Here is an 18,126-nt window from a genome sequence, read left to right on the forward strand (position 1 = left end):
TTTTCTTGGCTTTTTATTGATATTTTTACCCTATTTATTTCTTAGTGTCAAGAGGTATACATAAATTTTGATAAACGGGTTACAGACTTTTAAAAAATAATACTTTTGTTTGAGAAGTTTACCACTTTTACAAATACAGTCATTACACTAAAAATTTACAGTATAGTATTTTGACAATCTGGATTTTTTATCTGGATTTTTTAATCATTTAAATATCAGGGTTTATATGCTTACTCTTAATCTCAAGACAACTCACAAACCCGTTAAGCAGTATTATCAAGAATTAGAACAGTTTAAAAAAATGGGCGTTGTCCACGAAACCGCCGTTAAAGCTGCTTTTCAAAAGTTACTCGAATCCTGCGGTCAACAGTTCCAATGGACTCTCATCCAAGAATATGGCCTAAAAAGAGAAAAAAAACAACAGCTAAGAATAGATGGAGCTTTAGTAGATGACTATAATTTACCCCGTGCTTACTGGGAAGCTAAAGACACGAAAGACGACCTAAAAAAAGAACTACAGAAAAAATTTGCTAAGGGTTACCCCAAAGATAATATTATTTTTCAGCAACCAGATCGAGCCATTCTCTACCAAGATGGTAAATGTATTCTAGATGAAGACATCACCAACCCCCAAAATTTAGTCGATGTAGTCCGACATTTATTTGAATATCGCCCCCCAGCTATTGAACAATGGGATAAAGCAGTCGAAGAGTTTGGTGTGAGGGTGAAGGAACACGCAACGGCTTTACTAGAATTAATTCGGGAACAAAAAAAGAAGAATAAAAAGTTTATTGATGCTTTTGGTGATTTCTTCCAACTTTGTCGCCAGTCAATTAACCCGAACTTGTCAGAAGCAGCGGTAGAAGAAATGTTAATTCAACATTTATTAACCGAGCGAATTTTTAGAAGTGTCTTTAACAATCCTGACTTTACCCAACGTAATATTATTGCAGCAGAAATTGAGAAGGTAATTAATGCATTAACTTCCAGGTCTTTTAGTAGGAGTCATTTTTTAAGTAGTTTAGATAGATTTTACGGTGCAATTGAAGAAACCGCCGCCACCATTGATGATTTTTCTCGTAAGCAAGACTTTCTCAATAAAATTTATGAGCGATTTTTTCAAGGTTTTTCCGTCAAAGTTGCAGATACCCACGGGATTGTATATACTCCCCAACCCATTGTAAATTTTATGGTCAGGAGTGTAGAAGAGATTTTACAAAAAGAGTTTAATCAGTCCTTAGTTGACCCAGGTGTACATATCCTTGACCCCTTTGTGGGGACTGGTAACTTTATCATCCGGGTAATGCGGGAAATTGTCGAGATCCAAAAGTCCGCTTTACCTCACAAATATGACCATGAGTTACATTGTAATGAGGTGATGTTATTACCTTATTATATTGCCTCCCTCAATATTGAACATGAATATTTTGAGCAGGTAGGAGAATATAAACCTTTTCCAGGAATATGTTTAGTTGATACCTTTGAAGACCAAAATATTACACAGTTAGATTTATTTAGCCCGGAAAATATGCAACGGGTGAAAAGACAAAGACAATCAGATATATTTGTGATTATTGGGAATCCTCCTTATAATGTCGGTCAGATGAATGAAAATGATAATAATAAAAATAGGAAATATACTAATAAAGATAAAACTGGTATAGATGACCGGGTAGCTGCAACCTACGCCAAAGCCTCAAAGGCGACATTAAAAAATAAACTTTCAGATACCTATGTCAAAGCGATTCGCTGGGCGAGTGATAGAATTGGGGAGGAGGGGATTATTGCTTTTGTCACTAATAACGGTTTTATTGATGCGCTGTCTTTTGATGGGATGCGTGAATTTCTGGAAAAAGAATTTACTAACATCTATATTTTTGATTTAGGCGGTAATATCAGAAAGCGGACAGATAAACCTGTTTATAATGTCTTTGGTATTCAGGTAGGTGTGAGTGTGAATATCTTTGTGAAGAAAAAGTGATTGCTGACAAACTAGAATTTGAGATGGTGATGAAATTGGCTCAAAAATGCTTGCTCAGATTGCTAAGAAAACCGGGTTAGAACCAAAGGATTTATGAAACAAGCCAAAATATATTACGCTGCAATAGATGACACCTGGACAAAAGAACAAAAGTTAGCCTATTTAGAAAAACTTGAGCATACTGGTAATGTAGAATGGCAAGAAATTACACCAGATAAAAATTATAATTGGTTAACCAGTGAGTTAACACTAGATTATCATGAATTTTTACCCATAGGTAATAAAGAGACAAAATCTACATCTGTAAAGACTTCAGCAATTTTTTCACTTTACAGCTTAGGTATTAGTACAAATAGGGATAATTGGGTTTATAGTTATCAAGTTGAGGATTTAATTAAAAATATCAATGTTTTAGTTGAAACTTATAACGAACAGGTTTTTAAGTGGAAAACCAGCGCCAAATCTGAACAAAATATTGACTCTTTTGTTTTATATGATGACGAAAAAATCAAATGGAGTAGTAAATTAAAACAATTATTAAATGCTGGTGTTTCTACAGAATTTAATTTAGCCAACATCAGAATAGCTCTGTATAGGCCATTTACTTCACAGTATGTTTATTTTGATCAAGTTTTAATTGATAGACGTGGAAATTTCCCTGTAATATTCCCCAATCCTGAAACTGAAGCAGAAAATCGGGTGATTTGTCTTCCAGGAGTGGGAAATAGAAAAGATTTTGGTGTTTTCATCTCAAGGTTTATTCTATCTTTAGATTTTGCCTTTGAAAAAGCTCAATGTTTCCCCTTTTACACCTACAAGGAAGACGGAACAAACCGCCAAGAAAACATCACAGACTGGGCATTATCAGCATATCGCCACCATTACCAAGATACCACAATTACAAAATGGGACATCTTCTACTACATCTATGCAGTCCTCCATCATCCCCACTACCGGGAACGCTACGCAGCCAACCTCAAAAAAGAACTTCCCCGCATTCCCTACGCTCCTGACTTTCACCCCTTTGTCACCGCAGGAAAACGACTCGCAGAAATCCATATCAACTACGAAAAACAGCCCCAATATCGCCTCAAACATCTAGAAAATAAAGACTTACCCATAGATTGGCTTGTGGAAAAAATGCGCCTATCCAAAGATAAAACCCAAATCAAATATAATGATTTTCTCACCTTAAGCGGTATACCCCCAGAAGTGTTTAACTACCGTCTGGGTAACCGTTCCGCCCTGGATTGGATTATAGACCAATATCAAGTTAAGACAGATAAACTCAGCGGAATTACCAATGATCCCAACCGCCTTGATGATGAGCAGTATATAGTCAGGTTAGTTAAACAAGTCATTACCGTTAGTTTAGAAACCGTGAAGATTGTAGAAGAATTACCAGATTTAGGTTTACCAAATGATTAAGCATGAGGTAGCAAAAGAAGAAGGATACAATTTAGAATTAGCTAACCATCAAGAACAAGAAAACCTGCTGTTAGAGCAACTAGCATCTACAGAAGCTGTTTTCTGGTCTCCCTATGATGCTCATGAAGCTGCTCAAACATTATCTGATCTGCTGACCGCACAAAAGGAGGAAAAACGTGATTGAGGGTAGAAGCTTTCCCTTCATTCAGCGGAGTAATACTCCTGGCGTTTCTAGCACTATGCCTTATTTACCATTGACATTGACTTACAAAAACCGTTCTTTAGAAGTTATGGCCTTGTTAGATAGGGGTGCAAGTGTGAATGTTATACCTTTTCTTAGCCCCCTCCCCTCAAGAGGCTATCCATTACCCGGATCTTTCTTAACATTCGTGAGAGCGATCGCTCGCAAACCCCCAAACCTTAATCCTCCGTTGATGATTCTCAATAAAATAAGGGTTTTCTCAAGAAAAATAAGGTACATTTTGTCAAGAGTAGGGAAATTTTCAAGCGTTGAAACCATTGCCACATAAATGTTTCAAGATTGTTAAGAAAGATGTGAGTAATGAATAGCCCTCAAGAGGGGAGGGGGTTGGGGGTGGGGTTCTAAACCACAGGGAAACTAGGAATACCCCTATCATTTGATGACAATTACGGCTGAAAACTTATAAAACATCCTTTTAAACCTAAACATTCAACCGAGTTAATTTGTTTATTGGTAACTTTACCGTGAATTTTGGCTTTTAATAATTCAATAGCCTCTGTGTCAGTCTTTAAATTAAAGGTTTCTACCCAGTGGGGATATAATGGTAAAGCTTCCCTTTCACCGGTTTTACACTCTTGATTAAAGTTCCAATTTTTTATACTGATTTTTATGAAAATTTGTAACTGTATATATTTACTTGGACTTTTATAGAATAATAGGATTATGCGTACTCCAACAATTTTTGATAATTTCATAAATATTACTAGTCAGCCATACTATTTTACTCATTTAGGTGCTGCTTACTTAGGTAACAGCCTAGACCTGATGCGAGAGTTACCTGATGAGTGTATTGACTTAATTTGTACTTCCCCTCCCTTTGCTCTAGTGCGTAAAAAAGAGTATGGTAATGTAGATGCTCATGAATACATTAAATGGTTTAAGACCTTTGCCAGTCAATTTTACCGTGTTCTCAAGCCTCAAGGCTCGCTGGTGATAGATATTGGTGGTACTTGGCATAAGGGAGTACCAGTGCGATCACTTTATCATTTTGAGCTAGTTGTAGAATTATGCAAACCAAAATCCCAGGGCGGATTAGGTTTTCATCTAGCTCAGGAGCTTTTTTGGTACAACCCTGCAAAACTTCCTACTCCTGCTGAGTGGGTGACAGTACGTAGAGAACGGGTGAAAGATGCTGTAAATACTGTTTGGTGGCTGTCGAAAGATCCCCATCCTAAAGCAAATAATAAGCGCGTTTTACGCCCTTATAGTGATGCAATGAAAAACCTATTAAAAAATGGTTATGAAGCAAAACTACGCCCATCTGGACATGATATTTCCAAGAAGTTCAAAAATGATCGGGGCGGTGCAATTCCCCCAAATATCATAATTGATTCAGAATTTGGTTCATCTGCATTCATTGGTAAACCAGTATTAGGTGAGTTTAATTGGATTCTAGAAAATGACATGGCACAACCTGTAAATGTCATTTCCGCTTCTAATACAGCATCGAATGATTACTATCAAAGGCGGTGTAAAGAAGAAGGTATTAAACCTCACCCCGCCCGCTTTCCTCAAGCTTTACCAGAGTTTGTAATTGGACTTTGCACAGAACCAGGTGATTTAGTATTAGATCCCTTTGCTGGATCAAATACTACAGGGCGCGTTGCTGAGACACTAGAACGACGCTGGTTAGCATTTGAATTAGATCAGAATTATATTAAAGCATCAAAATTTCGATTTGAAAATGATGCCCCATTGGTTGTTACTCCACTGATAGATAAAAAAGCGGTCAAAATTAAAGCTTTGGAATTAGCACCTGATGTTGTTAAGATTACACCAGAACCTGATCATCAAGGTACTGCACGTCAGTTGGATCTATTTCAATCAGAGAACAGCAATATGACAGATAAAAAACTTAAGTTTACCTATGGGCATCAGTTTACACCGAAAAAGATGAAATTACCTGATTTGGTTAGATTATGTATATCTTCTCAGCCAGATCGCCACGCCCTACAAAATGAAATTTCAAGAACGTATTACTCCAATCACTCAACACAGAATAACTCTCAGCAAGAAGATAATCGTAGTAAACTTGCTATGAATACATTTCTCTCTCTTCGTGCTTATAAGTTAGTTGAGTCAATAGGAGATGATGATTGGCAGTATCAGGTATCAGACCTCGGTAATCAAATTTTAGACAATGAGGATAATCCTAAAGAAGTAGCTAAAATTTTTGCGCGTCATGTCCTCACCAACTTAGCCGGTATGTCGCTTTTAAAAGCAATTGAGGCAATCAATAGTAGAGGTGATAAACCAAAACTTGATTTAATTGGTTACGAATTACAAGAGATGGGCTATTCTCTATCTCCCAATGCTATATATGCCAGCACGATGCGACAATGGTTACAAGAGGCTGGAATTTTTGAGAAAACAGATCAAATTAACTGGGATCAAGTATACGATATCCTAGAAGTTGATAAGGATGATATTGATAAACTTTACACGCTCACTTCGGAACAAAAGTATTTCTTATTGGCAATGCTCCAAATGAGCATCACAGAGCTAACTAAATGGAATGAAATTGTTAAATATTGTATCAGTGTTTATAAAGTAAGATTTCCTTCCAAGTTATTTGTGAAAGATATTATTCAACCTCTCGTAAATACAGGATTAATTGAAACCGAAAAAACAACAGGGGGACGGGGTGCTAAACCCAATCTTGTCAAGCTAACTGAGAAAGCACAGAGGGAATTATTATCTCAACTACTAAAATCTATTGCAGACATAACAGAAATATCCCAAACTGAACTAAATCGTAGCTTTGATGATGTTGTCCAAGACTTAGACAATCCTGATAAGCATATTAAAGGTAAAGCTCTAGAATTGCTTGCTATCTGGATGATTCGTCTAACTAGCCTACGTTTTACTAAGTGGCGTAAAAGGGATTATGAAACAGGCCAAGGTGAAGTAGATGTATTAGCTGCATCAGACCGCTTTGTTTATCACCGTTGGCAAATTCAATGCAAAAATACCAAGCGTGTAGATGTTGAAGTGCTGGCGAAAGAAGTCGGTATGACTTTTGTAACTGGGGCTGATGTCGTTATGATTGTAACTACTGGGGAGTTTACCAGAGATGCTTTTCACTATGCCTATCGGATGATGGAAGTGTCTCGTTACTATATGGTGCTAATTCAAAAAGAAGATATTGAATCTATCAAGCGGGATAAAACTAACATTATCAAAATCTTAGATAAACGGGCGCGGCGTGTATTTGCTAAGAAGGAACTAGGAATGATTGATGAAGAAATTGATCAAATTGAAACAGAAGAGGCATCACTGACTGATTTCGACGGTGAATTTGAAGAAGATTAAAGTTTTTTCTTCAAAAACCAATGCTGCTTACTATTAAGTTGTGAACTCTTATTGGCTTGTGGAAAAAATGCGCCTATCCAAAGATAAAACCCAAATCAAATATAATGACTTTCTCACCTTAAGCGGTATACCCCCAGAAGTCTTTAACTACCGCCTGGGTAACCGTTCCGCCCTGGATTGGATTATAGACCAATATCAAGTTAAGACAGATAAACTCAGCGGAATTACCAATGATCCCAACCGCCTTGATGATGAGCAGTATATAGTCAGGTTAGTTAAACAAATCATTACCGTTAGTTTAGAAACTGTGAAGATTGTAGAAGAATTACCAGATTTAGGCTTACCAAATGATTAAGCATGAGGTAGCAAAAGAAGAACGAAACTTACGTAGTAAGTTGGAACCCCCCGGATTCATCCGCGGAGTAGTTCAGCCTAAAATTTATTTTCTCCAACGATTTACAGCACCTTGCATGAATCTGAAATACAGATATGAGTGATAAAACTTTTGTGGGGTGGGCATCTTGCCCGCCCTTGTACCTACTCAGATGAAATATACTGTAATTAACCACACCTGTTAAACCTAAACATTCAACCGTAAACGCAAGCGTTCATTTTCAAATCTCAACCGTTCATTTTCCTGTTGCAACTGAAAAATCATATCTTGCAACTCTTCCATCTGCGACTTTTTATTAATAGCTTGTGCAATAGCCACCTTGCGATTTTCTAAACTAAACCACCTTTGATAAATAGATGTGTGCATATTTACCGAATGACCCAAATTATCAGCAGCAGCTTTAATAGGAATCCCCATTAAATGGGCGCGAATCGCCCAAGCGTGGCGTAAATCATAAGGTTGAAAAGGAATACCCACAAATCTAAACCATCTGTCCGTACCATGACGAGCAGAGTTAATTTGTTTATTGGTAACTTTACCGTGAATTTTGGCTTTTAATAATTCAATAGCCTCTGTGTCAGTCTTTAAATTAAAGGTTTCTACCCAGTGGGGATATAATGGTAAAGCTTCCCTTTCACCGGTTTTGCACTCTTGATTTACTCGCCAAGTATTAATGATATTATCTGAAGATAACCACCAATCTAAATCAGGATTAACAAAAATTTCCCTAGGTCTTAATCCATAGGTGGCTAACATTCCGTATACCCAGCGCCATAGTTTCCAATTATTCCTATCTTCCCTAGTGAGTAATTTACTAGGGCGGTTGATTGAGTAGGTTTCAAACTTGAGATATTCTTGCTCTATATCTACATCGCTGGGTATATCACGCTGACGTTGAGCAGTCGGTTTGATTTTTAAATTACTCAGTTCTGGGACTTCTAAACCAGAAGATTTACACAGCACCCGAATAACTTTAATTAGCTCATTTTTCACACTATCTGAAGAATTACAAAGTTTTACAGCTGTAATAAAGTTAATATCTATTGCTAATTTCTCCTTGGGTAGGTGTTTTTGAGCAATATAAAAATAGCTACTAAATGTATTTTCACTTTTCAGGTTACGTTTTCTAGTTTGAAAATAATTCACCTCGAAATCTGCAATTAAATCACCAATGGTTTTGTTTGTAACTTTATTGCGAGTTTTACCTAAGTATTTTTCAGTCCATTGAAACTGTTTTCTGGCTATTAACTTTCCTAGCTCATAGGCTTCTTCTTCTGCAGTCCGTAAGCCATCAAAATTAAAGGGAATACCCAAAGAAATATCATATTGCTTTGTTCCTATACCGTTTTTGTCAAAATCTCCTGGTTTAATGGGTAGGGTGCTTCTCAGTTGTAGTGACTTACCAGATTTTCTGACGGAAACATTCACCCTAGCAGCTTTGAGTCTATTATTTACAGCTTTTAATTCCGTTTCTAGTTTTGCTATCAGGTGATTTTCTTGATTTGTAACTGCTTGCATTCTACCTATATATCCCCCATCGCTCCTGGCTGTTTGGTGAAAATCGGCAAATGCTTCCTGTGTTCTGTTCATACCCTAGATTTACCCTGATAAAAAAACTGTTCATCATTGACAATGATGACAGCAAACATTGTTAAAAATGAACATTTACAGCCTATAAGGACAATATTACCGCTCTTGATCGTGAAGGTAAAGCACAAGAAATCTACATCGTTACCTCCGGTGAAATGATGGCGATGTATGCTGCTAACAACATCGCTCGTGGTGTTCTTAAATATGCTCACACCGGCGGTGTGCGCTTAGGTGGTTTGATTTGTAACAGCCGTAAGGTTGACCGCGAAATCGAATTGATTGAAACTCTGGCTGCACGTTTGAACACCCAGATGATTCACTTCGTACCCCGCGACAACATTGTTCAACACGCTGAATTGCGTCGGATGACAGTTAACGAGTATGCACCTGACAGCAATCAAGCTCATGAATACCGTGAATTAGCTAAGAAGATCATCAACAACAAAAACCTCACCATCCCCACTCCTATCGAGATGGATGAATTAGAAGCACTGTTGATCGAGTTCGGTATTCTCGAAAGCGACGAAGAAGCAGAAAAACTGTTAGCAGCAGATAAAGCAGCCGCTAAGTAATAACACACAGGGAAAAAGGAAAAGGTAAGAATTATCTCTGACCTTTTACCTTTGACCTTCCCCTTATCCTTTAGGGGAATTCCATCTACCTTATCCCCAGATCCTTACTAACTTGAGAGGCTAAAATGACACCTCCAGAAAACAACAAGATTGTTGAAGAAAGAAAAGAACTTATTAAAGAAGTTCTAGAAGCTTACCCTGATAAAGCTAAGAAAAAACGCGAAAAGCACTTAAACGTATTTGAAGAAGGTAAGAGCGATTGCGGTGTTAAGTCTAACATCAAATCTCTTCCTGGTGTAATGACCGCCCGTGGTTGTGCTTATGCAGGTTCTAAGGGTGTGGTTTGGGGTCCTATTAAGGACATGATCCACATCAGCCACGGTCCTGTAGGTTGCGGTTACTGGTCTTGGTCTGGTCGTCGTAACTACTACATTGGTACTACAGGTGTTGATACCTTTGGTACTATGCACTTTACCTCTGACTTCCAAGAACGGGATATCGTTTTCGGTGGTGACAAAAAACTACTGAAATTAATCCAAGAGTTGGAAGAATTATTCCCTCTAAACCGTGGTGTTTCTATTCAGTCTGAATGTCCCATCGGTCTAATTGGGGATGACATCGAAGCTGTAGCGAAAAAAGCAGCAAAAGAGATTGATAAGCCTGTTGTTCCTGTACGTTGCGAAGGTTTCCGCGGTGTTTCCCAGTCCTTGGGTCACCACATCGCTAACGACATGATTCGTGACTGGGTATTCCCCAGAGCTGACAAAGCTAAGGCTGACGGTACACTTAACTTTGAATCTACCCCCTATGACGTAGCCATTATCGGTGACTACAACATCGGTGGTGATGCTTGGGCTAGCCGGATCTTACTAGAAGAAATCGGCTTGCGTGTAGTTGCTCAGTGGTCTGGTGATGGTACCATCAACGAAATGTTGATGACCCCCAACGTCAAGATGAACCTCATCCACTGTTACCGCTCGATGAACTACATCAGCCGTCACATGGAAGAGAAATATGGTATTCCCTGGTTAGAATACAACTTCTTTGGTCCTACCAAGATTGCTGAGTCCTTACGGGAAATTGCCTCTAAGTTTGACTCCAAGATCCAAGAAAACGCTGAGAAGGTGATCGCTAAGTATCAGCCTACCATGGATGCGATCGTTAACAAGTATCGCCCCCGTTTGGAAGGTAAGACTGTCGCCATGATGGTTGGTGGTCTGCGTCCTCGCCACGTTGTCCCAGCTTTCCAAGACTTGGGTATGAAAATGATTGGTACTGGTTATGAGTTCGCTCATAACGACGACTACAAACGTACCACTCACTACATCGAAAATGGCACCATCGTTTACGACGACGTAACTGCTTACGAGTTTGAGGAGTTTGTTAAGGCTCTTAAACCAGACTTAATTGCTTCTGGTGTGAAAGAGAAGTACGTCTTCCAAAAGATGGGTCTACCTTTCCGTCAAATGCACTCTTGGGATTACTCCGGTCCTTATCACGGTTATGATGGCTTCGCTATCTTCGCTCGCGATATGGATTTGGCACTCAATAGCCCAACCTGGGGACTAATTGGCGCTCCCTGGAGCAAAAAGGCTGACGCTAAAGCTAAAGCCAAAGCTACCGCCTAAATCAGTGGAAAAAGGATAAATAGGGATGGCCTGGGGTCTTAGCCCCAGGGGAGGAGTTGGGAATTCAAAGTTCAAAATTCAAAAGTTAAAAGTTAATTTTGATTTTTGCATTCTGAATTTTGAGTGACATTCCCACCCCCATCCTTAAATTCCGGTCAAATTTCCCAATTACTAACGAATCATGTAAGCTTGGAGAACCAGCAAATGCCTCAGAATCCAGATAAAATTCAAGACCACGTTGAGTTATTCCACCAACCAGAGTACAAACAACTCTTCCAAAACAAGAAGGAATTTGAAAACGGTCACAGCCCCGAAGAAATCGAACGGGTTGCAGAATGGACCAAGGGTTGGGAATATCGCGAAAAGAACTTTGCTCGTGAAGCATTAACCATCAACCCTGCTAAAGGTTGCCAACCTTTAGGTGCAATTTTTGCTGCTGTGGGTTTTGAAGGCACTTTACCCTTTGTACAAGGTTCTCAAGGTTGCGTTGCATACTTCCGTACCCACTTAACCCGTCACTACAAAGAGCCATTCTCTGGTGTGTCTTCTTCCATGACTGAAGACGCAGCGGTATTCGGTGGTATGCAGAACATGATTGATGGGTTGGCTAACTCTTACCAACTCTACAAGCCCAAGATGATTGCTGTTTGCACCACCTGTATGGCTGAGGTTATTGGTGATGACTTACAAGCGTTCATCAACAACGCTAAGGATGCTGGTTCAGTTCCTAAGAATTTCCCAGTCCCTTATGCTCACACACCTAGCTTTGTTGGTTCCCACATCACTGGTTACGACAACATGATGAAGGGTATTCTTTCTAACCTCACCGCAGGTCAGAAGAAAGCTACCAGCAATGGCAAAATCAACTTTATCCCAGGTTTTGACACCTACGTAGGTAACAACCGTGAAATCAAGCGTATTGCAGGTTTATTCGGTTTTGACTACACCATTCTAGCTGATAACAGTGACTACCTGGATTCACCCAACACAGGTGAATTCGATATGTATCCCGGTGGTACTAAGTTGGAAGATGCCGCAGACTCCATCAACGCTAAGGCTACAGTGTTTCTGCAAGCGCACTCCACAGTTAAGACCCGTGAGTACATTGAAAAAGAATGGAAGCAAGAAGTTGTAGTTTCCCGTCCTTGGGGTATTAAGGCTACTGACGAGTTCTTGATGAAACTCAGTGAATTGAGCGGTAAGCCCATTCCCCAAGAGTTGGAAATCGAACGCGGTCGCGCAGTTGATGCCATGACCGACTCCCACGCTTGGTTACACGGTAAGCGCTTCGCTATCTACGGTGAGCCAGACTTGGTATACAGCGTAGTTGGTTTCATGTTAGAAATGGGTGCTGAACCTGTGCATATCTTGGTTCACAACTCCAATGATGTGTTTGAAAAAGAACTTCAAGCTCTACTAGATTCTAGTCCTTTTGGTCAAGGCGCAACCATCTGGGGTGGTAAAGACCTATGGCATATGCGTTCTTTACTGTTCACTGAACCTGTAGACTTGCTGATTGGTAACTCCTATGGTAAGTACCTGTGGCGTGATTGTAAGGTTCCCCTCGTCAGAATTGGTTATCCTATCATGGATCGCCACCACTTACACCGCTACAGCACTATCGGTTATCAAGGTGTGATCAACTTGCTCAACTGGATTGTCAATACAATCTTTGAAGAAATCGATCGCAACACCAATATTCCTTCTAAAACAGATATTTCTTACGACTTGATTCGCTAAGAATTGCAGAGTGCTAATCAAAGGTAAGGAAGGGGAGTAAGGGCTAGGGGCAAAAAGGGTGATACTCATCCCCAGCGCCCCTAGAGCCGCTACTTACCTTTTTCTAGCAAATTACATCTTTAATGGAGGTATCTATTATGGAAACTATACATCATACTCACTCTGATCATCATTACCATCCACCTAACTATCAAAAGTCTGGTTGGTTTCAGAAAATCTTCAATCCTCTGCGTGGTTTAATAGATGGGATTGAAGTGAGAAATTATCATCTTGCTCATATAATCTGCCAGGTCATTCCTTGCTGTTGTCCCTTTGAGCGTAATGTTAATTTATTCGGTCGGACTTTCCATATTCCGGCTTTGTGTAAACTCAATCCTGTATATGATGAGTTGGTGGCTATGCGTTTTCGGGCTTTATCTTTTCTGGCTGATGAACGTGGGGAAGATGTCACCAAGTATATTTGTTAGGCAGTGATATTGATTTTTTAATGCTCTTGCAAAAGTACATTTTATGATAAGTAGTCCACAGATGAACACAGATTATTATTAATGGTTTATCCGGTGTGAATGTGGTCGGGAGAGGAGTTTTGCAAGCAGTCTATTAGTTACTATTTAACACGTCGATCTAGCAAGAGAAGAGACATGAAAATTACCCAAGGCAAAATTAATGAGCTGCTGAGTGAGTCGGGATGTGAACACAATCAGCACAAACAGGGTGAGAAGAAAAATAAGTCTTGTACCCAACAAGCCCAGCCCGGTGCGGCTCAAGGAGGTTGCGCTTTTGATGGTGCAATGATTGCTTTGGTGCCAATCACTGATGCGGCTCATTTGGTCCATGGGCCTATTGCCTGTGCTGGTAATTCTTGGGGTAGTCGTGGTAGTCTTTCCTCTGGTCCCCAACTCTACAAGATGGGTTTTACTACCGATTTGAGTGAGAATGATGTGATTTTCGGGGGTGAAAAGAAGCTCTATCAGGCGATTCTGCAACTTAAAGAACGCTACAATCCCCCAGCCATTTTTGTCTACGCTACTTGTGTCACTGCTTTGATTGGCGATGATATAGATGCTGTTTGCAAGGCTGCGGCTGAGAAAACTGGTACCCCTGTGATTCCTGTGATTGCTCCGGGGTTCATTGGTAGTAAGAACCTGGGTAACCGCTTTGGTGGTGAGGCTTTGCTGGAATATGTAGTTGGTACGGCAGAACCGGAAACAACTACACCTTATGATATTAACTTGATCGGTGAGTATAATATTGCCGGGGAAATGTGGGGAGTCACACCACTGCTGGAAAAGTTAGGCATTCGTGTTTTATCTAAAATAACGGGTGATGCTCGCTATGACGAGGTTCGTTACGCCCACCGGGCCAAGCTCAATGTGATGATCTGTTCCCGTGCGTTGCTGAATATGGCTAGAAAGATGGAGGAACGTTACAACATTCCTTACATTGAAGAGTCTTTCTATGGCATTGATGATATGAATCGCTGTCTGCGAAATATTGCGGCGCAATTGGGCGATGCTGATTTGCAGGAGCGCACAGAAAAGTTAATTGCCCAAGAAACTGCAGCTCTTGATTTGGCTTTGGCTCCCTATCGCGCTCGACTTCAAGGGAAGCGGGTTGTATTATATACCGGTGGTGTCAAGAGTTGGTCGATTATCTCCGCAGCTAAGGACTTGGGTATAGAAGTCGTTGCTACTAGTACTAGAAAAAGTACTGAGGAAGATAAAGCCCGGATCAAGAGGTTGATTGGTAATGATGGCATCATGATGGAGAAGGGTAACGCTAAGGAATTGTTAAAGCTGGTGAAGGACACCGGCGCTGATATGTTGATCGCCGGGGGTCGTAATCAATACACGGCGTTAAAAGCCCGGATTCCCTTCCTGGATATCAACCAAGAACGCCACCATCCCTATGCTGGTTATGTGGGTATGGTGGAGATGGCACGGGAATTATATGAGGCTCTGTATAGCCCTATTTGGGAACAAATACGTAAACCCGCCCCTTGGGAAGAGTCTGAGAGATGAGGGGAAGGGTTGTAGGCTCATGACCAACGACTAGCAGTTTCAGATCCCAGACTTGTTTCATAAACTCCAGACTCTTGAGCATCTACACCAGAACTCCGGGATCTCCAATAGACCAACGAATAAGTATAAATGCCATGGCGATTGTTAATCTTCCTCATAAACCACTTACAGTTAATCCCCTGAAACAAAGCCAAGCTTTAGGTGCATCTTTAGCTTTTTTGGGCTTGAAGGGGATGATTCCTTTATTTCACGGTTCCCAAGGTTGTACTGCCTTCGCTAAAGTTGTGCTTGTACGGCATTTTCGGGAAGCTATTCCCCTAGCCACTACAGCCATGACCGAAGTTACTACTATCTTGGGTGGTGAGGAGAATGTGGAACAAGCAATTCTCACTTTGGTGGAGAAGGTCAGTCCCGAAATTATTGGTTTATGTAGTACAGGACTGACGGAAACTAGAGGAGATGAGCTAGAGCGGTTTCTCAAGGAAATCCGCGATCGCCATCAGTCCCTAAATTATCTGCCCATTGTATATGCTACTACCCCAGACTTTAAGGGGGCGTTGCAAGATGGATTTGGGGCGGCTGTGGAAAGTATAGTCAGGGAAATCCCCCAAGCTGGTGGTATCAGAACTGAACAAGTTACTATTTTGGCAGGTTCTGCGTTTACACCGGGGGATATACAGGAAATTAAAGAGATGGTAACAGCCTTTGGTTTAGTGCCAATCTTTGTTCCTGACCTGGGGGCTTCTCTTGATGGTCATTTAGAAGATGGTTATACTGCTATTACAGCTAGTGGTACTACCTTAAAACAACTACGAGATGTAGGTAGTTCAGCCTTTACCATCGCTTTGGGCGAGAGTATGCGACCGGCGGCTAAAATCCTGGAGGATCGGTTTAATATCCCCTACGAGGTGTTTGGTGAACTGACGGGATTGGAACCGGTAGATGAGTTCCTGCAAGCATTATCTATTCTCAGTAGCAATCCCGTACCGGAAAAATACCGCCGTCAACGTCGCCAGTTACAAGATGCGATGTTAGATAGTCATTTTTACTTTAGTGCCAAGCGAGTGTCTTTGGCGTTAGAACCGGATTTGTTATGGTCAATGGTTAACTTTCTGCAATCCATGGGAAGTCAAATTCATGGGGCGGTGACTACGACGCGATCGCCGCTGTTGGAAAAACTCCCGGTAAAAAGTGTCACCATCGGCGATTTAGATGATTTTGAGCAATTAGCCCTGGGTTCTGATTTATTGATTGGAAATTCTAATCTAGGTGCGATCGCGAAACGTCTCTCAGTTCCTCTCTATCGTCTAGGTATTCCCATTTACGACCGCTTGGGTAATGGATACTTTACTAAAGTGGGCTACCGAGGCACTATAGAGCTGTTATTTGGCATTGGTAATCTATTTTTAGAGGCTGAAGAAGAGAGAGTTAAACACTTATGGAACTTAGGGAATGGGGATTAAGAATCAATTACTTCTCAATCCCCCATACCCTACACGCAATACCCGATCCTTAATTCACAAAAAAAAGAGAATGAAAATTGCCTTTACCACCAGTGACCGAGTTCATATTAATGCTCACTTCGGGTGGGCTAGAGAAATTGATGTTTATGAAATCTCTGACGAGGGATATCAATTTCTGGAAACTCTCAAATTTGAGGGTGATCTCAAAGAAGATGGTAACGAGGATAAAATCACCCCTAAACTTGATGCTTTAGTGGATTGTACCATCGTTTATGTTGCTGCCATTGGTGGTAGTGCCGCAGCCCGTTTAATTAAGAAAGGCGTTACCCCAGTCAAAGCCAAATCAGAAGCAGAAGAAATTAGTGAAGTTCTCACAAAACTAGTAAAAACCCTCAAAGGTAATCCTCCCCCTTGGTTACGTAAAGCATTGAGACAAACCACTCCTAACTTTGCAGATTAACTTGAAGTTTAAGCCACGGTATGAGTACAAATAATAGTGTGAACGGAAGCAGTGATACAGTAGTCTTCAACTCGCCCTTTCTCAAGACATTAGTCCAGCAAATCCGTGGACAAGACACTTATGGCGTTTATCGTAACTGGTCAGATGAATTAATACTCAAACCCTTTGTAGTTACGAAACAGAAGAAACGGGAAATTTCCCTAGAGGGTGAAGTTGATCCGATTACTCAAGCTCGGATTATGGCATTTTTCCGCGCTGTAGCGGCTGGTGTAGAACAGGAAACAGGCTTAATTTCTCAGGTAGTGCTTGACTTAAGTCATGAAGGATTTGGCTGGGCGCTGGTTTTTTCTGGTCGTCTTTTGCTAACTAAAAAAACCTTGCGTGATGCGCACAGATTTGGTTTTGACTCCCTAGAAAAATTAGCCCAGGAGGGAGAAGCCTATGTGCAGAAAGGTATTGAATTAGGTAAAAGATTCGCCGAGGTAGGTAACCTTTAAAACAGCTTTGGAGATCCCGGACTTCTGGTGTAGATGCTCAAGAGTCTGGAGTTTATGAAAGAAGTCCGGGATCTGAAACTGCTAAATATAGCAATCCTAAATGATTCATGAACAATTTCTGTTCCCTGTTTGGTGTGTTCCCTGTTCCCTTTCCTCACTCATAATTTCTCAAGTCAAATAGGATGACTATAGATACAAAGGTGTTTATGGGGATTTTTATGCGGTGTTGATCATAAGGAGTACTAGTGAGCGAAACAAGTATTACAGAACTGAAAAACCAAATTAAGCGCCTGAATAGTAAAGCTGGTCAAATGAAGATGGATCTGCATGATTTAGCCGAAGGTTTGCCCACAGATTACAAAACACTTATGGATGTGGCGGCTGCGACTTATAAAATCTATCAACAGCTAGATGAGCTTAAGCAACAACTCAAAATTCTGGAGAATTCTCAATGAGTGGAACTATGAATGAATTCAAAAAGCTGGTAGATGCGGAGGAATTTTTTAATTTTTTTAATTTGCCCTACGACCAAGAAATTGTCAATGTAAATCGGTTACATATTTTGAAGAAATTTTCGCAATATATGGCGGAAGTTGATGATCATGCTCCTGATTTGAGTACAGAAGAAAGACTTGATCAATATTCTTTGGCTTTGCAAAAAGCTTATGATGTTTTCCTGGAATCAACCCCCCATGAACAAAAGCTGTTCAAGGTGTTTAATGAGAAGCCCAAGAATGTAGTTACGCTGACAGAAATCACTTCTGATTAGGAGGTAAAA

16 protein-coding genes and 2 pseudogenes are annotated in these 18,126 nt (G+C 40.4%); 16 read left to right on the forward strand and 2 right to left on the reverse strand.

Features of this window, described 5'->3' with window-relative positions:
* Positions 1-226 precede the first annotated feature (226 nt).
* From NWP21_RS13365 to NWP21_RS13375, 3 genes are all read left to right on the forward strand, one after another.
* Positions 227-1,981 (forward strand): N-6 DNA methylase, encoded by a 1,755-nt coding sequence (locus NWP21_RS13365; RefSeq protein WP_280793076.1) that lies wholly within the window; start codon positions 227-229, stop codon positions 1,979-1,981.
* Positions 1,982-2,074: 93 nt separating this feature from the next.
* Positions 2,075-3,409 (forward strand): type ISP restriction/modification enzyme, encoded by a 1,335-nt coding sequence (locus NWP21_RS13370; RefSeq protein ID WP_280793077.1) that lies wholly within the window; start codon positions 2,075-2,077, stop codon positions 3,407-3,409.
* A complete protein-coding gene (locus tag NWP21_RS13375; protein ID WP_280793078.1) occupies positions 3,402-3,593 on the forward strand; it encodes a hypothetical protein in 192 nt (63 codons plus the stop codon). The genes NWP21_RS13370 and NWP21_RS13375 overlap by 8 nt, the downstream gene beginning before the upstream one ends.
* A 464-nt stretch (positions 3,594-4,057) precedes the next feature.
* Here NWP21_RS13375 and NWP21_RS13385 read toward each other — a convergent pair whose 3' ends face one another.
* Positions 4,058-4,366 carry a hypothetical protein gene (locus tag NWP21_RS13385; RefSeq protein WP_280793079.1) on the reverse strand — a complete coding sequence of 103 codons (309 nt, stop codon included), beginning with the start codon at positions 4,364-4,366 and terminating at the stop codon, positions 4,058-4,060.
* On the opposite strand from NWP21_RS13385, the pseudogene NWP21_RS13390 reads away from it, so the two are divergent.
* The 3 genes and pseudogenes from NWP21_RS13390 to NWP21_RS13400 all read left to right on the forward strand — a co-directional run.
* A pseudogene (locus NWP21_RS13390) lies at positions 4,335-5,354 on the forward strand (site-specific DNA-methyltransferase); the annotation flags it as partial. The gene NWP21_RS13385 and the pseudogene NWP21_RS13390 sit on opposite strands and share 32 nt — an antisense overlap.
* Before the next feature lie 1,155 nt (positions 5,355-6,509).
* On the forward strand, positions 6,510-6,983 hold the full coding sequence (locus NWP21_RS13395; protein ID WP_280793120.1) for a restriction endonuclease: 474 nt from the start codon (positions 6,510-6,512) through the stop codon (positions 6,981-6,983).
* 40 nt (positions 6,984-7,023) lie between these two features.
* Positions 7,024-7,338, forward strand: a complete 315-nt coding sequence (locus NWP21_RS13400) for a type ISP restriction/modification enzyme (RefSeq protein ID WP_280793080.1) — start codon at positions 7,024-7,026, stop codon at positions 7,336-7,338.
* A 225-nt stretch (positions 7,339-7,563) separates the two neighbouring features.
* Here NWP21_RS13400 and NWP21_RS13405 read toward each other — a convergent pair whose 3' ends face one another.
* Positions 7,564-8,967: an integrase gene (locus NWP21_RS13405; RefSeq protein ID WP_280793081.1), complete on the reverse strand. Its 1,404-nt coding sequence runs from the start codon at positions 8,965-8,967 to the stop codon at positions 7,564-7,566.
* A gap of 110 nt (positions 8,968-9,077) precedes the next feature.
* Between NWP21_RS13405 and nifH the strand changes: the two are divergent.
* From nifH to nifW, 10 genes and pseudogenes are all read left to right on the forward strand, one after another.
* Positions 9,078-9,539, forward strand: a pseudogene (gene nifH / locus NWP21_RS13410) (nitrogenase reductase); the annotation flags it as partial.
* Between the two features lie 125 nt (positions 9,540-9,664).
* Entirely contained in the window at positions 9,665-11,167 is a 1,503-nt protein-coding gene (gene nifD / locus NWP21_RS13415; protein WP_280793082.1) for a nitrogenase molybdenum-iron protein alpha chain, read from the forward strand.
* A gap of 204 nt (positions 11,168-11,371) precedes the next feature.
* Entirely contained in the window at positions 11,372-12,907 is a 1,536-nt protein-coding gene (nifK, locus tag NWP21_RS13420; RefSeq protein ID WP_271731999.1) for a nitrogenase molybdenum-iron protein subunit beta, read from the forward strand.
* Positions 12,908-13,044: 137 nt separating this feature from the next.
* Positions 13,045-13,374 carry a Mo-dependent nitrogenase C-terminal domain-containing protein gene (locus NWP21_RS13425; protein WP_271731997.1) on the forward strand — a complete coding sequence of 110 codons (330 nt, stop codon included), beginning with the start codon at positions 13,045-13,047 and terminating at the stop codon, positions 13,372-13,374.
* Positions 13,375-13,548: 174 nt separating this feature from the next.
* Positions 13,549-14,928: a nitrogenase iron-molybdenum cofactor biosynthesis protein NifE gene (nifE, locus tag NWP21_RS13430; protein WP_271731995.1), complete on the forward strand. Its 1,380-nt coding sequence runs from the start codon at positions 13,549-13,551 to the stop codon at positions 14,926-14,928.
* Between the two features lie 134 nt (positions 14,929-15,062).
* Positions 15,063-16,391, forward strand: coding sequence for a nitrogenase iron-molybdenum cofactor biosynthesis protein NifN (gene nifN, locus NWP21_RS13435; RefSeq protein WP_271731993.1), 1,329 nt, complete (start codon positions 15,063-15,065; stop codon positions 16,389-16,391).
* Between the two features lie 70 nt (positions 16,392-16,461).
* The gene (nifX, locus tag NWP21_RS13440) at positions 16,462-16,851 is read left to right on the forward strand and encodes a nitrogen fixation protein NifX (RefSeq protein WP_271731992.1); all 390 of its coding nucleotides are present in this window, start codon (positions 16,462-16,464) and stop codon (positions 16,849-16,851) included.
* Positions 16,852-16,871: 20 nt separating this feature from the next.
* On the forward strand, positions 16,872-17,348 hold the full coding sequence (locus NWP21_RS13445; RefSeq protein ID WP_271731989.1) for a NifX-associated nitrogen fixation protein: 477 nt from the start codon (positions 16,872-16,874) through the stop codon (positions 17,346-17,348).
* A gap of 245 nt (positions 17,349-17,593) precedes the next feature.
* Positions 17,594-17,803, forward strand: coding sequence for a CCE_0567 family metalloprotein (locus NWP21_RS13450; protein ID WP_271731988.1), 210 nt, complete (start codon positions 17,594-17,596; stop codon positions 17,801-17,803).
* Positions 17,800-18,117, forward strand: coding sequence for a nitrogenase-stabilizing/protective protein NifW (gene nifW / locus NWP21_RS13455; RefSeq protein ID WP_271731987.1), 318 nt, complete (start codon positions 17,800-17,802; stop codon positions 18,115-18,117). Before NWP21_RS13450 ends, nifW begins: the two co-directional genes overlap by 4 nt.
* The last annotated feature ends 9 nt before the right edge of the window (positions 18,118-18,126 follow it).

The sequence above is a fragment of the Anabaenopsis sp. FSS-46 genome (assembly GCF_029891665.1).
Classification (GTDB): domain Bacteria; phylum Cyanobacteriota; class Cyanobacteriia; order Cyanobacteriales; family Nostocaceae; genus Anabaenopsis; species Anabaenopsis arnoldii.